This window comes from Variovorax sp. Varisp41 (assembly GCF_047325085.1).
Taxonomy (GTDB): domain Bacteria; phylum Pseudomonadota; class Gammaproteobacteria; order Burkholderiales; family Burkholderiaceae_C; genus Variovorax.
This window is the reverse complement of sequence record NZ_CP168540.1, coordinates 5,538,868-5,553,869: the sequence shown is the minus strand read 5'-3', so window position 1 is coordinate 5,553,869 and position 15,002 is coordinate 5,538,868. Positions and strand designations below refer to the sequence as shown.

Annotated in this window: 17 protein-coding genes; 5 read left to right on the top strand and 12 right to left on the bottom strand. The window is 71.5% G+C overall.

The window, feature by feature from the left end:
- Positions 1 to 45: 45 nt before the first annotated feature.
- On the bottom strand, positions 46 to 909 hold the full coding sequence (locus ACEN9J_RS25695) for a LysR family transcriptional regulator (RefSeq protein ID WP_261213534.1): 864 nt from the start codon (positions 907 to 909) through the stop codon (positions 46 to 48).
- Positions 910 to 1,022: 113 nt separating this feature from the next.
- Between ACEN9J_RS25695 and ACEN9J_RS25690 the strand changes: the two genes are divergently transcribed.
- The 3 genes from ACEN9J_RS25690 (at position 1,023) to ACEN9J_RS25680 (ending at position 4,526) form a co-directional block, all read left to right on the top strand.
- Positions 1,023 to 1,421 (top strand): tautomerase family protein, encoded by a 399-nt coding sequence (locus ACEN9J_RS25690; protein WP_208509943.1) that lies wholly within the window; start codon positions 1,023 to 1,025, stop codon positions 1,419 to 1,421.
- A 44-nt stretch (positions 1,422 to 1,465) separates the two neighbouring features.
- The gene (locus ACEN9J_RS25685; protein WP_413762405.1) at positions 1,466 to 2,842 is read left to right on the top strand and encodes a tetratricopeptide repeat protein; all 1,377 of its coding nucleotides are present in this window, start codon (positions 1,466 to 1,468) and stop codon (positions 2,840 to 2,842) included.
- Between the two features lie 94 nt (positions 2,843 to 2,936).
- Positions 2,937 to 4,526 carry an N-acyl-D-amino-acid deacylase family protein gene (locus ACEN9J_RS25680; protein ID WP_413762404.1) on the top strand — a complete coding sequence of 530 codons (1,590 nt, stop codon included), beginning with the start codon at positions 2,937 to 2,939 and terminating at the stop codon, positions 4,524 to 4,526.
- Between the two features lie 6 nt (positions 4,527 to 4,532).
- Here the strand turns inward: ACEN9J_RS25680 and ACEN9J_RS25675 are convergent, their stop codons facing one another.
- Complete coding sequence (locus ACEN9J_RS25675; protein ID WP_057596064.1) at positions 4,533 to 5,231, bottom strand: histidine phosphatase family protein; 699 nt, start codon at positions 5,229 to 5,231, stop codon at positions 4,533 to 4,535.
- Between the two features lie 44 nt (positions 5,232 to 5,275).
- Entirely contained in the window at positions 5,276 to 5,884 is a 609-nt protein-coding gene (locus ACEN9J_RS25670; RefSeq protein ID WP_413762403.1) for a Yip1 family protein, read from the bottom strand.
- A 123-nt stretch (positions 5,885 to 6,007) separates the two neighbouring features.
- Here ACEN9J_RS25670 and ACEN9J_RS25665 point away from each other — a divergent pair, with 123 nt between their 5' ends.
- On the top strand, positions 6,008 to 6,718 hold the full coding sequence (locus tag ACEN9J_RS25665) for an alpha/beta fold hydrolase (protein WP_261213524.1): 711 nt from the start codon (positions 6,008 to 6,010) through the stop codon (positions 6,716 to 6,718).
- 9 nt (positions 6,719 to 6,727) lie between these two features.
- On the opposite strand, the gene pcp is transcribed toward ACEN9J_RS25665, so the two are convergent.
- From pcp to ACEN9J_RS25650, 3 genes are read right to left on the bottom strand one after another with little or no spacing between them, the layout of a single operon-like run.
- Entirely contained in the window at positions 6,728 to 7,402 is a 675-nt protein-coding gene (gene pcp, locus ACEN9J_RS25660) for a pyroglutamyl-peptidase I (RefSeq protein WP_413762402.1), read from the bottom strand.
- A gap of 59 nt (positions 7,403 to 7,461) precedes the next feature.
- Positions 7,462 to 7,725 carry a hypothetical protein gene (locus tag ACEN9J_RS25655; RefSeq protein WP_261213520.1) on the bottom strand — a complete coding sequence of 88 codons (264 nt, stop codon included), beginning with the start codon at positions 7,723 to 7,725 and terminating at the stop codon, positions 7,462 to 7,464.
- Between the two features lie 18 nt (positions 7,726 to 7,743).
- Entirely contained in the window at positions 7,744 to 9,459 is a 1,716-nt protein-coding gene (locus ACEN9J_RS25650; protein WP_261213519.1) for a hypothetical protein, read from the bottom strand.
- 232 nt (positions 9,460 to 9,691) lie between these two features.
- On the opposite strand from ACEN9J_RS25650, the gene ACEN9J_RS25645 reads away from it, so the two are divergent.
- Positions 9,692 to 10,636, top strand: a complete 945-nt coding sequence (locus ACEN9J_RS25645; RefSeq protein WP_057596078.1) for a LysR family transcriptional regulator — start codon at positions 9,692 to 9,694, stop codon at positions 10,634 to 10,636.
- A 21-nt stretch (positions 10,637 to 10,657) separates the two neighbouring features.
- On the opposite strand, the gene pxpA is transcribed toward ACEN9J_RS25645, so the two are convergent.
- Genes pxpA through ACEN9J_RS25615 form a run of 6 tightly spaced genes read right to left on the bottom strand, consistent with a single transcriptional unit; the run spans position 10,658 to position 14,999 of the window.
- A complete protein-coding gene (pxpA, locus tag ACEN9J_RS25640; protein WP_261213516.1) occupies positions 10,658 to 11,395 on the bottom strand; it encodes a 5-oxoprolinase subunit PxpA in 738 nt (245 codons plus the stop codon).
- A gap of 44 nt (positions 11,396 to 11,439) precedes the next feature.
- Positions 11,440 to 12,462 carry a biotin-dependent carboxyltransferase family protein gene (locus ACEN9J_RS25635; RefSeq protein WP_261213514.1) on the bottom strand — a complete coding sequence of 341 codons (1,023 nt, stop codon included), beginning with the start codon at positions 12,460 to 12,462 and terminating at the stop codon, positions 11,440 to 11,442.
- A complete protein-coding gene (gene pxpB / locus ACEN9J_RS25630; RefSeq protein ID WP_413762401.1) occupies positions 12,459 to 13,121 on the bottom strand; it encodes a 5-oxoprolinase subunit PxpB in 663 nt (220 codons plus the stop codon). Before pxpB ends, ACEN9J_RS25635 begins: the two co-directional genes overlap by 4 nt.
- A 9-nt stretch (positions 13,122 to 13,130) precedes the next feature.
- Positions 13,131 to 13,634: a pantetheine-phosphate adenylyltransferase gene (coaD, locus tag ACEN9J_RS25625; protein ID WP_057596071.1), complete on the bottom strand. Its 504-nt coding sequence runs from the start codon at positions 13,632 to 13,634 to the stop codon at positions 13,131 to 13,133.
- 44 nt (positions 13,635 to 13,678) lie between these two features.
- On the bottom strand, positions 13,679 to 14,335 hold the full coding sequence (locus ACEN9J_RS25620; protein ID WP_413762400.1) for an RsmD family RNA methyltransferase: 657 nt from the start codon (positions 14,333 to 14,335) through the stop codon (positions 13,679 to 13,681).
- Positions 14,336 to 14,363: 28 nt separating this feature from the next.
- A complete protein-coding gene (locus ACEN9J_RS25615) occupies positions 14,364 to 14,999 on the bottom strand; it encodes a LysE/ArgO family amino acid transporter (RefSeq protein ID WP_413762399.1) in 636 nt (211 codons plus the stop codon).
- Positions 15,000 to 15,002 lie beyond the last annotated feature (3 nt).

Sequence of the window (15,002 nt, the reverse complement as noted above, 5' to 3'; positions counted from 1 at the left end):
CCGCGCAACGCAGCGCCCCTCGTGCACGGGGCGCCAGCAAGGAACTCACCCCAGCTGCACAGCCAGCATCTCCCGCACCCGCGCCACGAATTCCGTCTCCCCCCTGCGCCCCGGCAGGAACTGGAAGGCCACGCGCGGCAAAGCCGGCAATCCATGCGGCGCCGCCAGCCGCGCCACCCCCTCGCCGATCGCCGACTCGTTGAGACAGGCCACCCCGAGCCCCGCCGCCAATGCCGATTGCAGCCCCGCCACGCCCGAGGCCACGTGCGCGAGCACGTAGGGCACATGCCGGCGCCGCAGCAACGCCACCGTGAACTGGTGCAGCGAGCAGGTGTCGGGCAGCACCAGCAGCCGCACCGGCTCGCCGCGCACCACCCGCATGCCGGCCGCGCCCAGCCAGGCCAGCGATTCGCGCCGCAGCACCGCCGGACTGCCCGGCGGCGGCGTCGACACGCCCGCGATGTGCATCGCCAGCGCCACGTCGAAATCGCCGCGCGCATAGGCCGCGCGCAGCTCGTCGCTCTTGAGGATGCTCACGTGCAGCCGCACGCGCGGATGGCCCTGCGCGAGCCGCGACAGCAATTGCGTCAGGTCGCCCGGGCGGAAGTAGTCGGTGACCGCGAGCCGCAGCTCGCCCGCCAGCGTCTCGCCATGCAGGTCGCGGAAGGCCTCGTCGCTGAGCGCCAGAATGCGCCGCGCATGCACCAGCAGCCGCGCGCCGGCCTCGGTCGGCGACACCCCGGCCTTGCTGCGCGTGAGCAGCGACTGGCCCGCGCGCTCCTCGAGCTTGCGCATCTGCTCGCTGACCGAGGACTGCGAGAGGAAGACCCGCGGTGCCGCGGCCGTGAGGCTGCCCGCGTCGACCACCGCCACCAGCGTTCGCAGCTGTTCCAGATCGAATCCCTGCATGGCTCACCCATCCGATATTCCGATGGTTTTCATCATATCTTCCCGCTTTTCCGATGACGAGGCGCTGCCCACAATCACCCCATCGACCACCCAAACCTTCCAAGGAGTCCGCCATGCCCCACATCGTCGTCCACCTCTCCGGCCAACCCGATGCCGACCTCACGCGCCAGACCGTCGACGCCGTCGCCGAGCTCACCCAGAGCGTGCTCGGCAAGCAGTTGCCGGTGATCGCCATCACCGTGCAGTACATCGCCGCCGAGACCTGGTTCATCGGCGGCCAGTCGCTGGCCGCGCTCGGGAAGTCGGCCTTCCACCTCGACATCAGCATCACCGACGAGACCAACACCAAGGCCGAGAAGGCGCGCTACCTGCGCGAGGTCCATGCGGCCATGGCCAGGCTGCGGCCGAACCTGCACGAGGTCTCGTACATCCACGTGATCGACGCGCGCGGCGCGGCCTACGGCTACGGCGGCAAGACCCAGGAGTACCGGCACCAGCAGGCCGGCGTCTGAAGACGGCGCGTTGAAGCCGCCGCGGGGGCATGGCACGATGCGCCATGCCTTCCGCCAGCCCCACGTCGAACACCGTCCGCCACGCCGACAGCCTCGGCAATCCCCTCACCCTCGACCACGCCACCAGCCTGCCGCTGGTCGACGATTTCGTCATGGGCTTCATCTCGAGCGAGGCCCGCGCCGTCAACCTGCTCGCCGCCACCGAACACGACGCGAGCCCCATCGTGCAGGCCTACGGCGCCACGCTGCACCTGTTCGCCGAATCGCGCGAGGCCGTGGCCAATGCGCGTCCCTTCCTCGCCAGGGCGCGCGAGCAGGCCGCGCGCGCCACACCGCGCGAGCAGCGCTACATCGCCGCCATCGAGGCCTGGGCCGACGGCGACATCGCGCGCGCCATCGCGCTGCATGGCGAACAGGCGCGCGAGCATCCGCGCGACCTGGTGTCGCTCAAGCTCGGCCAGTACCACTGCTTCAACACCGGCGACTGCCCCGGCATGCTGCGGCTCGCGCTCGCCGTGCTGCCGCATGCGGCCGAGGTGCCCTACGTGCACGGCATGGCCGCCTTCGGCTACGAGCAGTGCCACCTGATGCGCGAGGCCGAGGCCAGCGCGCGCCATGCGATCGCCCTGTGCCGCAAGGAGCCCTGGGCCCACCATGCGCTCGCGCACGTGATGCTCACCGAGGGCCGGCTCGCCGAAGGCCTGGCCTTCATGGAGAGCGTGAGCGACACCTGGGTCGGCCTCAACTCCTTCATGGTCACGCACAACTGGTGGCATGTGGCGCTGTTCCTCATCGACCTGGGCCGCGGCGACGAGGCGCTCGCGGTCCACGACCGCCACGCCTGGGGCGTGGTCAAGGAGTATTCGCAGGACCAGATCGGCGCCGTCTCACTGCTCGCGCGGCTCGAGCTCGCGGGCGTCGACGTCGGCGATCGCTGGGACGACGTGGCGACGCACCTGCTGCAGCGCCAGGCCGACCATGTGCTGCCCTTCCTCGACCTGCAGTACCTCTACGGCCTGGCGCGCGCGGGCCGGCCCGAGGCCGACACGCTGCTGGCCAACATCGAGGCCTTCGCGCCGCATGCGCCGGCCTCGACGCGCGCGGCTTGGCAGCGCGTGTGCGTGCCGGCCGCGCACGGCCTGCGCGCCCATGCGCGCGGCGACCTGGCCGCGGCGATCGACGGCCTCGGCACCGCGCTGCCGCGCATGATCGAGATCGGCGGCAGCCATGCGCAGCGCGACCTGTTCGAGCAGGTCTACCTCGACGCGCTGGTGCGCAGCGGCACCGAGGCCACGCTGACCGGCGCGCAGGGCATCCTGCAGCAGCAGCTCAACGGCCAGCCCGAATCGCTGCGGCTGCGCCGGCAGGCGGCCGAGGTCTACCGCCAACTGGGCCTGCCGGAGATCGCCGCGCGCTCATAAGTTCAGGACATGGGGCGTGCCGCAAAAGGAATTGGCGGCATGCGCGGGGCGACTCCACACTGGCTGGCGTTTCCACCCGTGCCCACATCGCCCCATGAAGACCTCCCTCATCGCCCTGGCCGCGCTCGCCTTCCTCGCACCCTCGCTCCACGCCCAGCCGGCCGACGCCCCGATCGAGCTCGACCTGCTGCTGCGCGGCGGCACCGTCTACACCGGCGACGATGACCGGCCCGTGGTCGGCGACGTCGGCATCGCGGGCGACCGCATCGTGTTCGCGGGCCGCGCGATGCCCGAGCAGTTCAAGGCGAAGCGCACCATCGACGCCACCGGCATGGTGGTGGCGCCGGGCTTCATCGACGCCCACACGCATGCCGACACCGACCTGCATTCGAACGATGCGCGCAAGCGCCTCAACATCCCGTTCCTGACCCAGGGCGTGACCACCGCCGTGATCGGCAACGACGGCTTCGGCGGCTGGGACATCGCCGCCCAGGCGCAGCGGCTGCGCGCCGTGCCGGTGGGCACCAACGTCGCGATGTACGTCGGCTTCGGGCCGGTGCGCACCAGCCAGCTCGGCGAGGCCAACCGCCAGCCCACGCCCGAGCAGCTCGAGGCCATGGGCCGCCACGTGAGCCAGGCCATGTGCGAGGGCGCGCTGGGCCTGTCGACCGGGCTCTTCTATCCGCCGCAGAACTTCTCGAAGACCGAGGAGGTGATCGCGCTCGCGAAGGTGGCGGCGCGCCACGGCGGGCTCTACGACAGCCACATCCGCGACGAGTCCATGTACAACATCGGGCTCAAGGGCTCGATCGACGAGGTGATCCGCATCGGCCACGAGGCCAAGCTGCCGGTGCACGTGGCGCACATCAAGGCGCTCGGCGTCGACGTGCAGGGCCAGAGCGGCGACATCATCGAGCGCATCGAACGCGAGCGCGCGAAAGGCCTGGACATCACGGCCGACCACTACCCGTGGACCGCCTCGAGCACGCGCTTCTCGGCCGCGCTGATCCCGCCCTGGGCCATCGATGGCGGCCGCGCCGCGCTGCTGCAGCGCTTCGACGATGCCGCGGTGCAGGAGCGGCTGCGCGGCGGCATGCGCGAGAACCTTCGGCTGCGCGGCGGGCCCGACGCGATCCTGTTCTCGGCCGGCAGCACGAAGTACGTGGGCAAGACGCTGGCGCAGGTCGCGAAGGACACGAACGCCGACCCGGTCGACGCCGCCATCGCGGTGCTGCGCGACGGCGACCTGATGATCGCCTCGTTCAACCAGAGCGACGACGACGTGCGCGCCTTCATGAAGCGGCCCTGGGTCATGACCTCGTCGGATTCCTCGCAGGGCCATCCGCGCGCCTACGGCACCTTCGCGCGCAAGTACGAGCAGTACGTGGTGAAGGAACACGCGATCTCGCTCGCGCAGTTCGTCCGCAGCAGTTCCTCGCTCACGGCCGACACGCTGGGGCTGGTGCAACGCGGCCACCTGCGGCCCGGCTACTACGCCGACGTGGTGGTGTTCGATCCCGCGCGCTTCGCCGCGCGTGCCACCTACACGCAGCCGACGCTGCTGTCGGAGGGCGTGCGCACGGTGCTGGTGAACGGCCAGCTCGCGGTGGACCAGGGCCAGCCGACGGGCGTCGGCGCGGGCCGGCCGCTGCTGCGCACGCCGAAGGCGGGCAGTTGCGGCTGAGCCGTTTCAGTCCTTGCGCTGCAGGTGCCGCGTCTGGTCGTAGGTCGGCTGCGGCGGCAGGTCGGCCAGGTGCCGCGTGTCGGCCCACTCGACGATCTCGATCGCCTCGGGCGCCGCGGGATCGGCGATGCGGATGCGGTTGAAGCCCGCGTTGGGAATCTCGCTGCGGCGCGGGCCGCTGAGGCTCAGGCCGTGCGCGGTGCGCCACACCATGTCGAGCACGCCGCCGTGCGTGACCACGATCAGGTGCTGCCCGCGGTGCGCGCCGGCGATGGTGCCGAGCGCCGCGACGATGCGCGCATGGAACTCGCGCGGCGTCTCGCCCTCGGGCATGGCGTGGTCCTCGCGGAACTCCAGCCACTCTTCCCAGGCGCGCGGATGCAGGGACTGGATCTCCTCGGAACGCATGCCCTCGGCGATGCCGAAGAACTGCTCGCGCAGCGAGGCCGTGGTGGCGATCGGCAGCGAAAGCTGCGAGGCGCCCGGCGCCGCCGTCTGCTGCGCGCGCAGCAGGTCGCTGCTGATCACGTGCCGCACCGCGGTTTCCTGCGCCAGCCGCAGCCCGATGCGGCGCGCCTGCTCGTGGCCCATGTCGTTGAGCGGCACGTCGGCGTGGCCCTGGAAGCGCAGCTCGCGGTTCCAGGCGGTCTCGCCGTGGCGGATGAGGATGATGTCGGTGGTGGTGTCGGGTTTGGGCGTGGGCATCGACCGCCATTGTCCCACCACCGGCACCCGCGCAGGGTGCGCTTTCAGGCCAAGGCCAGCGGCAGTGCACCCAGTCGCAGCGCCGGCGAGGGCGTGAGCAGCGAGAGCACCCAGGCGATCGTGAAGCCGCCGACGATCGCGCAGACCACCACCACCGCGGTGTAGGGCAGCGCGCGGTCGGCCGGGCACTTCATCAGCACCGGCAGGCCGAGGTAGATCAGGTAGATGCCGTAGAGGCCGCACAGCGCGCCCAGCACCGACAGCGAGGGCAGCAGGCTGAAGACGCCGCCGACCAGCGAGGCGGTGGAGGCATAGACCGCGAGCTTGAGCGCGGCGACCGGGCTCTGCACGCCGTCGAAGGTGGGCGCGAGCGCATCGACGATGAGGCCGACCACGAACACCACCACGAGCGACAGCACGTAGCCCACCACCATGTTGACCAGCCCCGCGAGCAGCGGCACGCGGAAGCTGACGCCGAAGGCGCCCATGCCGATCACCGACAGGCCGATGAAGCCGGCCACGGCCGGGATCAGCGCGAGGATCATCAGGTAGTTCTTGTAGAGCGAGGCGGCGTCCTCGGGCTCGGCGTCGATCACCGGCCAGGTGGCCTTGGGCTTGAGCAGGATGTCCTGCACGCGTTGAACCAGGTTCATGGCAGTCGAAAGGAAAAGGAGAAGGGGTGGCGGCGCGAGTATGTCGAGCCGCGGCGCGTCTGGCTGCTGGCCAGGAAGCCTATGTCGATGCGCCGACATCGGGTCCTCGCGCAGAATCGCGGCATGCCTGCCACCCTCGTACTTCTTCCCGGCCTCGCGTGCGATGCACGCCTGTGGGACGCCCAGCTCCCCGCCCTCCCCTCCTCGCTCTCGCCGCGCGTGAGCGACGTCCAGCTGCGCCACGCCACCATCGAAGGCATGGCCGCGGCCGTGCTGGCCGAGAACCCCGGCCCGCTGGTGCTGTGCGGCGCCTCGATGGGCGGCATGGTCGCGATGGAGGCCGCGCGCCAGGCGCCCGGGCGCATCGCGGGCCTGGCGCTGCTGGGCACGAGCGCGCGGCCCGAGACGCCCGACATGCGCGCGCTGCGCGAAGGCGCGATCGAGTACTTCGCGCGCGGCGAACTGCGCGAGGTGATCGAGCCCAACGTGTTCTTCGCCTTCCACCCGGCCCAGGCGGCCGACCCGGTGCTGGTGCAGCGCTACCTCGACATGGTGCTGGGCGCCGGCGCCGAGCAGCTCACGCGCCAGAACCGCGCCGTGATGGCCCGGCCCGATGCGCGCACGCACCTCGGGTCGCTGCGCGCGCCCGTGCTGCTGATGTGCGGCGACGACGACCGCCTCGCGCCGCCGGAATGCACGCGCGAACTGGCGGCGCTGCTGCCGCAGGCGGAAGTGGTCTGGGTGCCGCAGTGCGGCCACATGCTGACGATGGAGAAGCCGGCCCTGGTCAACGACGCGCTCAACGGCTGGCTGGCGAAACTCTTCGCCGCCTGAACGCCGGGGTCAGTGCAGCTGGCCGCCGGTCTCGGCGATGTCGCGCTCGACCTCGAGCGCGGTGCGCACCGCGATGCGCAGCGCTTCGACCAAGGTCGCGAGCGCCATGCTCGGCGCGCCCGGAAAGTTCGCCGCCTGCTCGGGCAGGTAGGGGATGTGGATGAAGCCGCCGCGCACGCCCGGCTTCGCGCGGCGTGCGAGCTCGTGCATCAGCCCATAGAAGAGGTGGTTGCACACGAAGGTGCCGGCCGTGTTCGACACCGAGGCCGGCACGCCCGCGGCGCGCAGGTCGCGCACGATGGCCTTGATCGGCAGCGTCGAGAAATAGGCCGTGGGGCCCTCGGGCACCACCGGCACGTCGACCGGCTGCTGCCCGGCGTTGTCGGCGATGCGGCCGTCGTCGATGTTGATCGCCACGCGCTCGGGCGTGACCTCGGCGCGGCCGCCGGCCTGGCCGATGCACAGCACCAGCCGCGGCTCGAGTTCGTCCATTGCCTCGGCCAGCGACTCGATGGCCGCGCCGAAGACGCAGGGCATCTGGCGCGCATGCACCAGCGCGCCGGCGTGCGTCCAGCCGTCGAGCGCGCGCACCGCTTCCCATGAAGGATTGATGGCCTCGCCGCCGAAGGGCTCGAAGCCGGTCAGCAGCACGGACGAAGGCGGCGGTTTTTTCGGCGATGGCATGGCGGCGACGCGCGGGACGGGACCGCGAAGGGTACCGCAGGCACGCGCGCCGTGTCCTGCTAGCGCTGCGGCTTGGGCGCCAGGTCGAGCGGGCTGGCCGGCAGGTCGGTGCGCGCCGGTGCCGGCTTCTGCTCGACCTTGCACGCCGGGTCCTGGTAGGGGCCGGCCTGCTTCACCCAGTCGGGGCTGATCGGGTTCTGCGAGCAGACCTGCTTGCCGCTGACCGTGCTGCGGTAGAGATGGAAGCCGCCGCTGGGCTGCGCGAGGACCGGGCCGCCCGCGAACAGCAGGGCCAGGGCGAGCGGAAGAAGCTTGGATGTCATGGCAGTGTTCCGTGAGCGTCAGGGGGCGGGCGGCGACACGAGGCTCCTGGCCACCGCGAACACGAGGTTGCGGGCCTGGGCCACGATCGAATCGCGGTAGCCCTCGAAGGTGGCATCGGTGATCTTGCCGTCGCTGCCGGCGCCGAAGTTGGTCATGACGGGCGTGTGGATGTGGCCAGCGGGAATGGCGAGGCCGAAGGTGTCGCGCATCAGGGTGTTGCGGTAGGCGCTGGCGTTGGAGAGGTAGTTTCCGCCGCCGCCGTTGTCGGCGCAATTCGTTTCGAGCGGGCTGGGCGGCGTCAGCTTGTTGAAGGCCTCGTTCGCGGCCTGGTACTCCTGCAGCAAGGCTTTCAGGTCAGTACCCGGCATCTGGAGGCCGGCGAAGTAGTCGGCCAGCGCCTTGTCGGCCACGGCCCTCGCCTTGTCGAGCGCGGCCTTCGCCGCGTCGTAGGCACCGCTCGCGTCGCTCGCGGCCTTGGTGCAGGCCCTCACGTCGTAGCTGTCGCGGCGCACCACGCTCCAGCCGCCGGTCGCGCCGGTCTCGCGGTTGACGACGCCCTCGCCGGTCTTGGCATCGATCATCTGCTGGAACGGCAGGCTCGCCTGGGTGAACTGCGGCGGCGCATCGCGGCGCCAGGGCTTGGCCGCGAAGCCGAGCCAGCGCTCGGGCGGCGAGATGTCGCAGTCGAGCGCGGCCGGGAAGCCGCCGCCGTCGGCGCAGGGCGGATTCAGGTTGTCGTTGCCCGGGAAGTTCGCGAAGTGGTAGCGGCCGTTGTAGTGCTCGAGGTGGAAGGCACCCCCGCCCTGGCTCATGCTGATCGAGGCGTCGACGCGCTTCGGTCCGGGCTTGAACCACGGTCCAAGCGCGTCTTCCTGCATGCCGTCGATGAAGGGGCCGTAGTTGACCGGCAGGATGAAGGTCCGGATCACGGCCGTGCCACCGCCGGGCAGCGCCACGGTGTTGCCGTCGAGGGACAGGATCGTGGCGCCCGAGGGATTGCCGATGCGGATGCTGGGATCCCCGTCCTGGCCGGCGGCGCCGAGCGTGAAGGGATCGAAGCCGCTGACCAGGATCCGCTTGCTGCCCGCCCCTTCGGGGAAATCGATCGAGAGCTGCCCGCGCGAGGCGCGCTCGAACTCTTTCTGCAGCCCGGCGCGCTGCTCGTCCGTCAGCGCGAACTCGGGCTTCCACTGGCGCAGCGCGAGCGTCATCGTCAGCCGCGCCCAATAGAGCATGCGGTCGTCGCTCTTCGGCAGCGTGCCCTGGACCGACCGGCCCTGCACGCGATCGAGCGCCGCCTGCCAGAGCTTTTGCCCCTCGGCATGCAGCAGCGCCACCGCCTCGTCGTAGCTCGAGGCGCCCGCGAGGCCGTCGCTGCAGAGCTTCGCGGCGAACTCGGGGCCGAAACGGTCGAATCCGCTGGCCTGCAGCAGTTGCTGCGAGAAGCTCAGCGCGTCGCTGGCCGAGAGCTTGTTGGGCAGGCGTTGCTCCTCGTAGGAAGCCGCCACGGTGCTGTCCATCGCGCACTTGGCCCGCACGGCCGGTGGCGGCGCGGGCGGCGGCGGTGCCGGTGGAGCGGGCGGCTGCGCGCCCGCGGCGGCGGCCATCGCCGCCAGCACGGCGGGGTCGACGCCCCCACCCCCGCCTCCGCCGCCGCAGCCGGCGACCGCCAGCGCGCAGGCGCCAAGGGTGGCGCCGATCCGCAGGCGCCGCTTCGCTTTCGATCCCTTCATTCGATCTCTCCCTGCCTGTGTCTGACAGCAATGAAAACAAAAAGTGAACCCACTGGCACGACTTCTGCAGCGATCGACCGGAGCCAGCGCCGCCGCCGCCGGGGGCGGGTTGCACCGCTTACGTGTGCGACAACTTGATGAAAACATGATCGATTGACTGCGTCGAACGAGTTTTTGTTAAACAATCCGATAACAAAAGTTCAACGATGCTCGATTCAGGGAGATGCAGAAGATGAACACCCGATTCCTCGAGACCCTGGTCATGCTCGACCGGCTCAAGAGCTTCCGAGAGACGGCGCAGATGCTCTGCGCCACCCAGGCCGCGGTGTCCAAGCGCATCGAGGCGCTGGAGGAAGAGCTCGGCGTGCAGCTGGTCGACCGTTCGCAGCGCTCGCTGCGGCTCACGCGCATCGGCGAGCAGGTGGTGGCGCAGGCCGAGCAGATCCTGGCGCTAGAGAAGCAGCTCAAGCGCTCGGTGCAGCCCGACGCGCCGCCCTCGGGGCGCGTGCGCATCGGCGTGATCGAGACGGTGGTCCACACCTGGCTCACGCCGCTGATCCACCTGCTGAGCGAGCGGCTGCCCGCGGTCGAGCCCGACATCACGGTCGATACGGCGCACAACCTGCGCGAGCAGTTCCGGCAGCGCAAGTTCGACCTGCTGATCCAGAACGACGACGTCTCCGAGCTCGCGCGCAGCGGCGAGTCGGTGCTGCTGCCGCTGTGCAGCTTCCCGATGCGCTGGGTGGCGCGCCCGGCGCTGCTGCCGCACGCGCGCACCCTGCGGCTCGAAGACCTCGAGCGGGTGCCGCTCCTGACCTTCTCGCGCACCTCGGGCCCGCGCGCGCACGTGAAGGCGCTGTTCGCCGGGCGCGCCGCGGAACCGCGCGTGTGCAGCTTTCCGTCGGTGCAGTCGATCATCCAGCTGACCAAGGGCGGCTTCGGCGTGGCCGCGATCCCGCCGGTGTTCGTGCGCCAGGAACTGGCCGCGGGCGAACTCGAGGTGCGCGACGGCCCCGCGCTGCCGCCGATGGCGATCAGCCTCGCGCATGCCGAAGGCACGGCGCCCGCGGTCCAGGCGGTGGCGCGGCTCACGCGCACCGTGGTGGCCGACTACTGCGAAGAGATCGGGCCGCGCTGGGTTGGCGCGGCCGCCTGCGAGGAAGCGCTGCCCGCCTGAGCGGCGAAGGCAGCGCTCGCCTCAGTCCGCGCGCACCTCGATGCCTTCGGACAGCAGCCGCTCGCGGATGCGGCGCGCGAAGGCCAGCGCATGCGCGCCGTCGCCATGCAGGCAGACGGTCTGCGCATTGACGGGCACGATGCTGCCGTCGATCGCCTTCACGTGGCGCTCGCGCACGAAGGCCAGGGTCTGGGCGATGGCCTGCGCGTCGTCCTCGATCAGCGCGCCGGGCTGGCTGCGCGGCACCAGGCTGCCGTCGGGCATGTAGCCGCGGTCGGCGAACACTTCCTCCACCGGCACGAGGCCGGCGCGGCGCGCGGCGTCGATCATGCCGCTGCCCGCGAGGCCGAAGAACTTCAACGCGGGATCGAAGCGGCGCACGGCCTCGCACAGCGCATCGGCGAGTTCGGGCTCCTTCACCGCCTGGTTGTAGAGCTGGCCGTGCGCCTTCACGTGCGCGAGCCGGCCGCCCTCGGCCTTGACGATGGCCGCGAGCGCGCCGACCTGGTAGAGCACGTTGGAGACGATCTCGTCGGGCGGCAGGTGCATGGTGCTGCGGCCGAAGTTCTCGCGGTCGGGAAAGCTGGGATGCGCCCCGATCGAGACACCCTGCGCGACGGCCCAGCGCACGCACTGGTGCATGGTCTTCGCGTCGCCCGCATGCCAGCCGCAGGCGATGTTGGCCGAGCTCACGAGCCCGAGCAGCGCTTCGTCGCTGCCGGCGCCTTCGCCGAGGTCCGCGTTGAGGTCGATGTGCATTGGGAGGACTCCTGGAGCGATGCGGCGGATGGAAAGACCGCAGTCTATGCCGGGGTCGGCCAGCCCGCCGCCGCGAGGCCTTGCGCCACCTGCGCGACGTAGCGCTGCTGCGCGGCCCAGGCCTCGAGCGCGGTGGCGGCATCGACCGGCACCAGCCGCAGGCTGCCGTCGAGCGGCGCCTGCGCGAGCTTCCAGAGGTCGGCGCGGATCACCACGCCGATGCGCGGATAGCCGCCAGTGGTCTGGGCGTCGCCCATCAGGATGATCGGCTGGCCCGAGGGCGGCACCTGGATCGTGCCGGGGATCACGCCCGAGGACAGCATGTCGGTGGCACGCTTGCGCCGCAGCTCGGCGCCGTTGGCGCTCGCGAGCCGGCTGCCCATGCGGTTGCTCTGCGGCGTGATGCGCCAGCGCTCGCTCCAGAGCTGATCGCGCGAGGCGACGGTGAATTGTTCGAACTCGGGGCCAGGCAGCACGCGCAGGGCGATGGCGCCATCGGCCGCGGCATCGCGTTCCCACTCGGGACCGCGCACCCCGAAGGCGCGCCGCGCGCGCTGCGCCTCGGCCAGCGCCGACTCGCCCAATGGCAGCCGGTCGCCCTTGCGCAGCGCGCGGCCTTCGTGGCCGCCGAAACCGGCCTTGAGATCGGTGCTGCGCGAGCCGAGCACCGGCGGCACGTCGATGCCGCCCGCCACCGCGAGCCAGCTGCGCAGGCCGGCCTTGCCGCCGCCCGCGTTGGCGCTCGCGTTTGCGCCAGCGAGCCGCAGCGTCTGTCCGGCCGCGACCGGCACGCTCCAGCACGGCCACAGCGGCTGGCCGTCGAGCGTGGCGCCGAAGTCGTCGCCCACCAGCGCGATGCGCGTGTCGGTCTCGAAGCGCAGCACGCTGCCGCCCAGGGTCAGCTCGAGCCCGGCCGCGCCGGTGGCGTTGCCCACCAGCCGGTTGGCGATGGACAGCGCCAGCGTGTCGAGCGCGCCGCCCGGGCAGATGCCGAGCTGGCGATGGCCGTGGCGCCCGAGGTCCTGCACCGACGCCAGCGGGCCGGGCTTCTCGATCAGGAGCGTCATGGCTGCAGGCTTTCGACAACGAAGCGCACGCAGTCGCCGGGCCGCAGCAGGGTCGGCGATGCGGCCAGCGGATCGAAGAGCGCGACCTCGGTGCGCCCGATCAGATGCCAGCCGCCCGGCGAGCGCAGCGGATAGATCCCGGTCTGCTCGCCGCCGATGCCGACCGAACCCGCGGGCACGGCCGTGCGCGGCACGGCGCGGCGCGGCGTCGCGAGTGCAGTGGGAAGTCCGCCGAGAAAAGCGAAGCCCGGCAGGAAGCCCAGCAGGTAGACCACGTACTCGGCCGCGGCATGGCGGCGCACCACCTCGGCGGCCGACAAACCGGTGTGGGCCGCCACGTCCGCGAGGTCCGGGCCGTGCTCGCCGCCGTAGGCGACGGGAATCTCGATGTCGCGGCCCTCGATGCCGCCGGCCTCGAGCCGCGGCCAGGCCTCGAGCACGCGCGCGCTCAGCGCCTCGAGGTCGACCGACGTCGGATCGAAGGTCAGCGTGAGGTTGTTCATGCCCGGCAGCACCTCGCCGACGCCGCTCCAGCGGCCGGCCTCGCGCGCCAGCGCCCAGATCTTCTGCTGCTGCGCGAGCGTGGCGGGACCGGGCAGGTCGCACAGCAGCGCCGCGTCGCCCAGCAGGTGCAGACGGGGCGCCGGGGCGCCGCTCATCGGCGGCGCCTACTCTCTGCCGAGGCTTCGGACCTTGGCCGCGAGCTGCTGTTCGACGTTGGGCGAGACGAACTTGTGCACCTCGCCGCCGAGCATCGCGATCTCGCGCACGAAGGTGCTGGAAATGAACTGGTACTTGTCGCTGGGCGTGAGGAACACGGTCTCGACGTCGGGCATCAGCGAGCGGTTCATGCCCGCGAGCTGGAACTCGTAGTCGAAGTCGGTGACGGCGCGCAGGCCACGCACCATGGCCTTGCCGCCGCGCGCCACGACGAAGTCGCGCAGCAGGCCCGAGAAGCTCTCGACCGAGACCTGGTCGCTGTAGGGCTTGACGGCTTCGCGCGCCATCTCGATGCGTTCCTGCAGCGTGAAGAGCGCCTTCTTGTGGTGACCGGCCGCCACGGCGACGATCACCTTCGAGAACAGTTGGGTCGCACGCCGCACCACGTCCTCGTGCCCGAGGGTGATGGGGTCGAAAGTGCCGGGATAAACCGCGATCACGTTGCTGGCCATGGTTGCTACCTCCTCATGCAGCCGATGCGGCTTGGGTCGGCGGATTATGCAGTGCCGTGTGCGGCATGCATCAAAAGGTGTGCATGCACCGCGCCGGCCTTCAAGTGACGGAACACGACGAGGCCGAGCGCGGCCGCTTCCTCGTCGCTCCAGCGGCGCGGTGCCTCGAGATAGATGGCACCGCCCGCGCGTACCGCGCGCGCGGCGGCGCGCAGTGCGGGTTCGTAGAGCGTGGTGCTGTCGAAGGGCGGGTCGAGGAAGACCACGTCGAAGCTCGCGGCCGGCGCGCGCTCGAGCGCCGTGACGCCGTTGCCGCGCTCCACGCGCACCGCCTCGGCGGAGAGCTTGGTCTTGGCGGCCTGGATCTGCGCGACCAGCGCGGCGTCCTGTTCGCACAGCAGCACGCCGGCCGCGCCGCGCGACGCGGCCTCGAGGCCGAGCGCGCCGGTGCCCGCGAAGGCATCGAGGCACTGCCAGCCCGGCAACTCGCCGCCACCGGCGCCGGCCAGGCTCGCGAGCCAGTTGAACAGCGTCACGCGCACGCGGTCGGGCGTGGGCCGCAGGCCGGGCTTGTCGGCGACGGCGAGGCGGGTGCGTTTCCACTGGCCGCCGATGATGCGCACCTCGTGCGCGCGCGCCGGACGCGCGGGGGAAGAAGTCGTTGGGGTGCGCGAGGGCGCGGCGGCGGGCTTGCGGGGCATGCGGCGAGCTTAACGCGCTCGCCGGGGCTCAGAAGCCCGCGACGGCGCGCCGCGCGAGCAGCGCCGCCAGCACCAGCATCGTGCCGCCGATCAGCGCGTCGAGCATCTGCCAGGCGCGCGGCCGCGCGAACACCGGTGCCAGGAGCCGCGCGCCATAGCCGAGGGCCGAGAACCACAGCGCGCTCGCGAGCGCCGAGCCGGCCACGAACCATCCCTTGAGCGAGCCCGCGTACTGCGCGCCGGTGCTGCCTACGAGCAGCACGGTGTCGAGGTAGACGTGCGGATTCAGCAGCGTGAAGCCCGCGGCCTGGGCCAGCACCGCGGTGCGCGACAGCGAACCGCCCTGCGTGACCGTGCGCAGCGCACCGGCCGCGCGCGAGCGCCACAGCGCGCGCAGCCCGTAGCCGGCGAGGAACAGCGCGCCGAAGCCGGCGAGCGCGGTGGCCAGCATCGGCCGGCCCTGCAGCGCCTGCGCCATGCCGGCCACGCCGGCCGAGATCAGCACCGCGTCGCTCACGGCGCAGAACAGCACGACCGCGCTCACGTGCTCGCGGCGCAAGCCCTGGCGCAGCACGTAGGCGTTCTGCGCGCCGATGGCGACGATGAGCACCAGGCTCATGAGGAGCCCGTTGAGGAAGGCGGTGGTGACGAGTTCGGCAGACATGGT

What these genes read in the sequence shown, in the direction of transcription:
- pxpB (WP_413762401.1), bottom strand. Translation starts at nt 13,121, where the DNA reads ATGAGCGGCGCCCCGGCGCCCCGTCTGCACCTGCTGGGCGACGCGGCG.
- ACEN9J_RS25670 (WP_413762403.1), bottom strand. Translation starts at nt 5,884, where the DNA reads ATGAACCTGGTTCAACGCGTGCAGGACATCCTGCTCAAGCCCAAGGCC.
- pcp (WP_413762402.1), bottom strand. Translation starts at nt 7,402, where the DNA reads ATGCCATCGCCGAAAAAACCGCCGCCTTCGTCCGTGCTGCTGACCGGC.
- ACEN9J_RS25665 (WP_261213524.1), top strand. Translation starts at nt 6,008, where the DNA reads ATGCCTGCCACCCTCGTACTTCTTCCCGGCCTCGCGTGCGATGCACGC.
- ACEN9J_RS25695 (WP_261213534.1), bottom strand. Translation starts at nt 909, where the DNA reads ATGCAGGGATTCGATCTGGAACAGCTGCGAACGCTGGTGGCGGTGGTC.
- ACEN9J_RS25680 (WP_413762404.1), top strand. Translation starts at nt 2,937, where the DNA reads ATGAAGACCTCCCTCATCGCCCTGGCCGCGCTCGCCTTCCTCGCACCC.
- ACEN9J_RS25655 (WP_261213520.1), bottom strand. Translation starts at nt 7,725, where the DNA reads ATGACATCCAAGCTTCTTCCGCTCGCCCTGGCCCTGCTGTTCGCGGGC.
- ACEN9J_RS25685 (WP_413762405.1), top strand. Translation starts at nt 1,466, where the DNA reads ATGCCTTCCGCCAGCCCCACGTCGAACACCGTCCGCCACGCCGACAGC.
- ACEN9J_RS25615 (WP_413762399.1), bottom strand. Translation starts at nt 14,999, where the DNA reads ATGTCTGCCGAACTCGTCACCACCGCCTTCCTCAACGGGCTCCTCATG.
- coaD (WP_057596071.1), bottom strand. Translation starts at nt 13,634, where the DNA reads ATGGCCAGCAACGTGATCGCGGTTTATCCCGGCACTTTCGACCCCATC.
- ACEN9J_RS25690 (WP_208509943.1), top strand. Translation starts at nt 1,023, where the DNA reads ATGCCCCACATCGTCGTCCACCTCTCCGGCCAACCCGATGCCGACCTC.
- ACEN9J_RS25650 (WP_261213519.1), bottom strand. Translation starts at nt 9,459, where the DNA reads ATGAAGGGATCGAAAGCGAAGCGGCGCCTGCGGATCGGCGCCACCCTT.
- ACEN9J_RS25645 (WP_057596078.1), top strand. Translation starts at nt 9,692, where the DNA reads ATGAACACCCGATTCCTCGAGACCCTGGTCATGCTCGACCGGCTCAAG.
- ACEN9J_RS25675 (WP_057596064.1), bottom strand. Translation starts at nt 5,231, where the DNA reads ATGCCCACGCCCAAACCCGACACCACCACCGACATCATCCTCATCCGC.
- pxpA (WP_261213516.1), bottom strand. Translation starts at nt 11,395, where the DNA reads ATGCACATCGACCTCAACGCGGACCTCGGCGAAGGCGCCGGCAGCGAC.
- ACEN9J_RS25620 (WP_413762400.1), bottom strand. Translation starts at nt 14,335, where the DNA reads ATGCCCCGCAAGCCCGCCGCCGCGCCCTCGCGCACCCCAACGACTTCT.
- ACEN9J_RS25635 (WP_261213514.1), bottom strand. Translation starts at nt 12,462, where the DNA reads ATGACGCTCCTGATCGAGAAGCCCGGCCCGCTGGCGTCGGTGCAGGAC.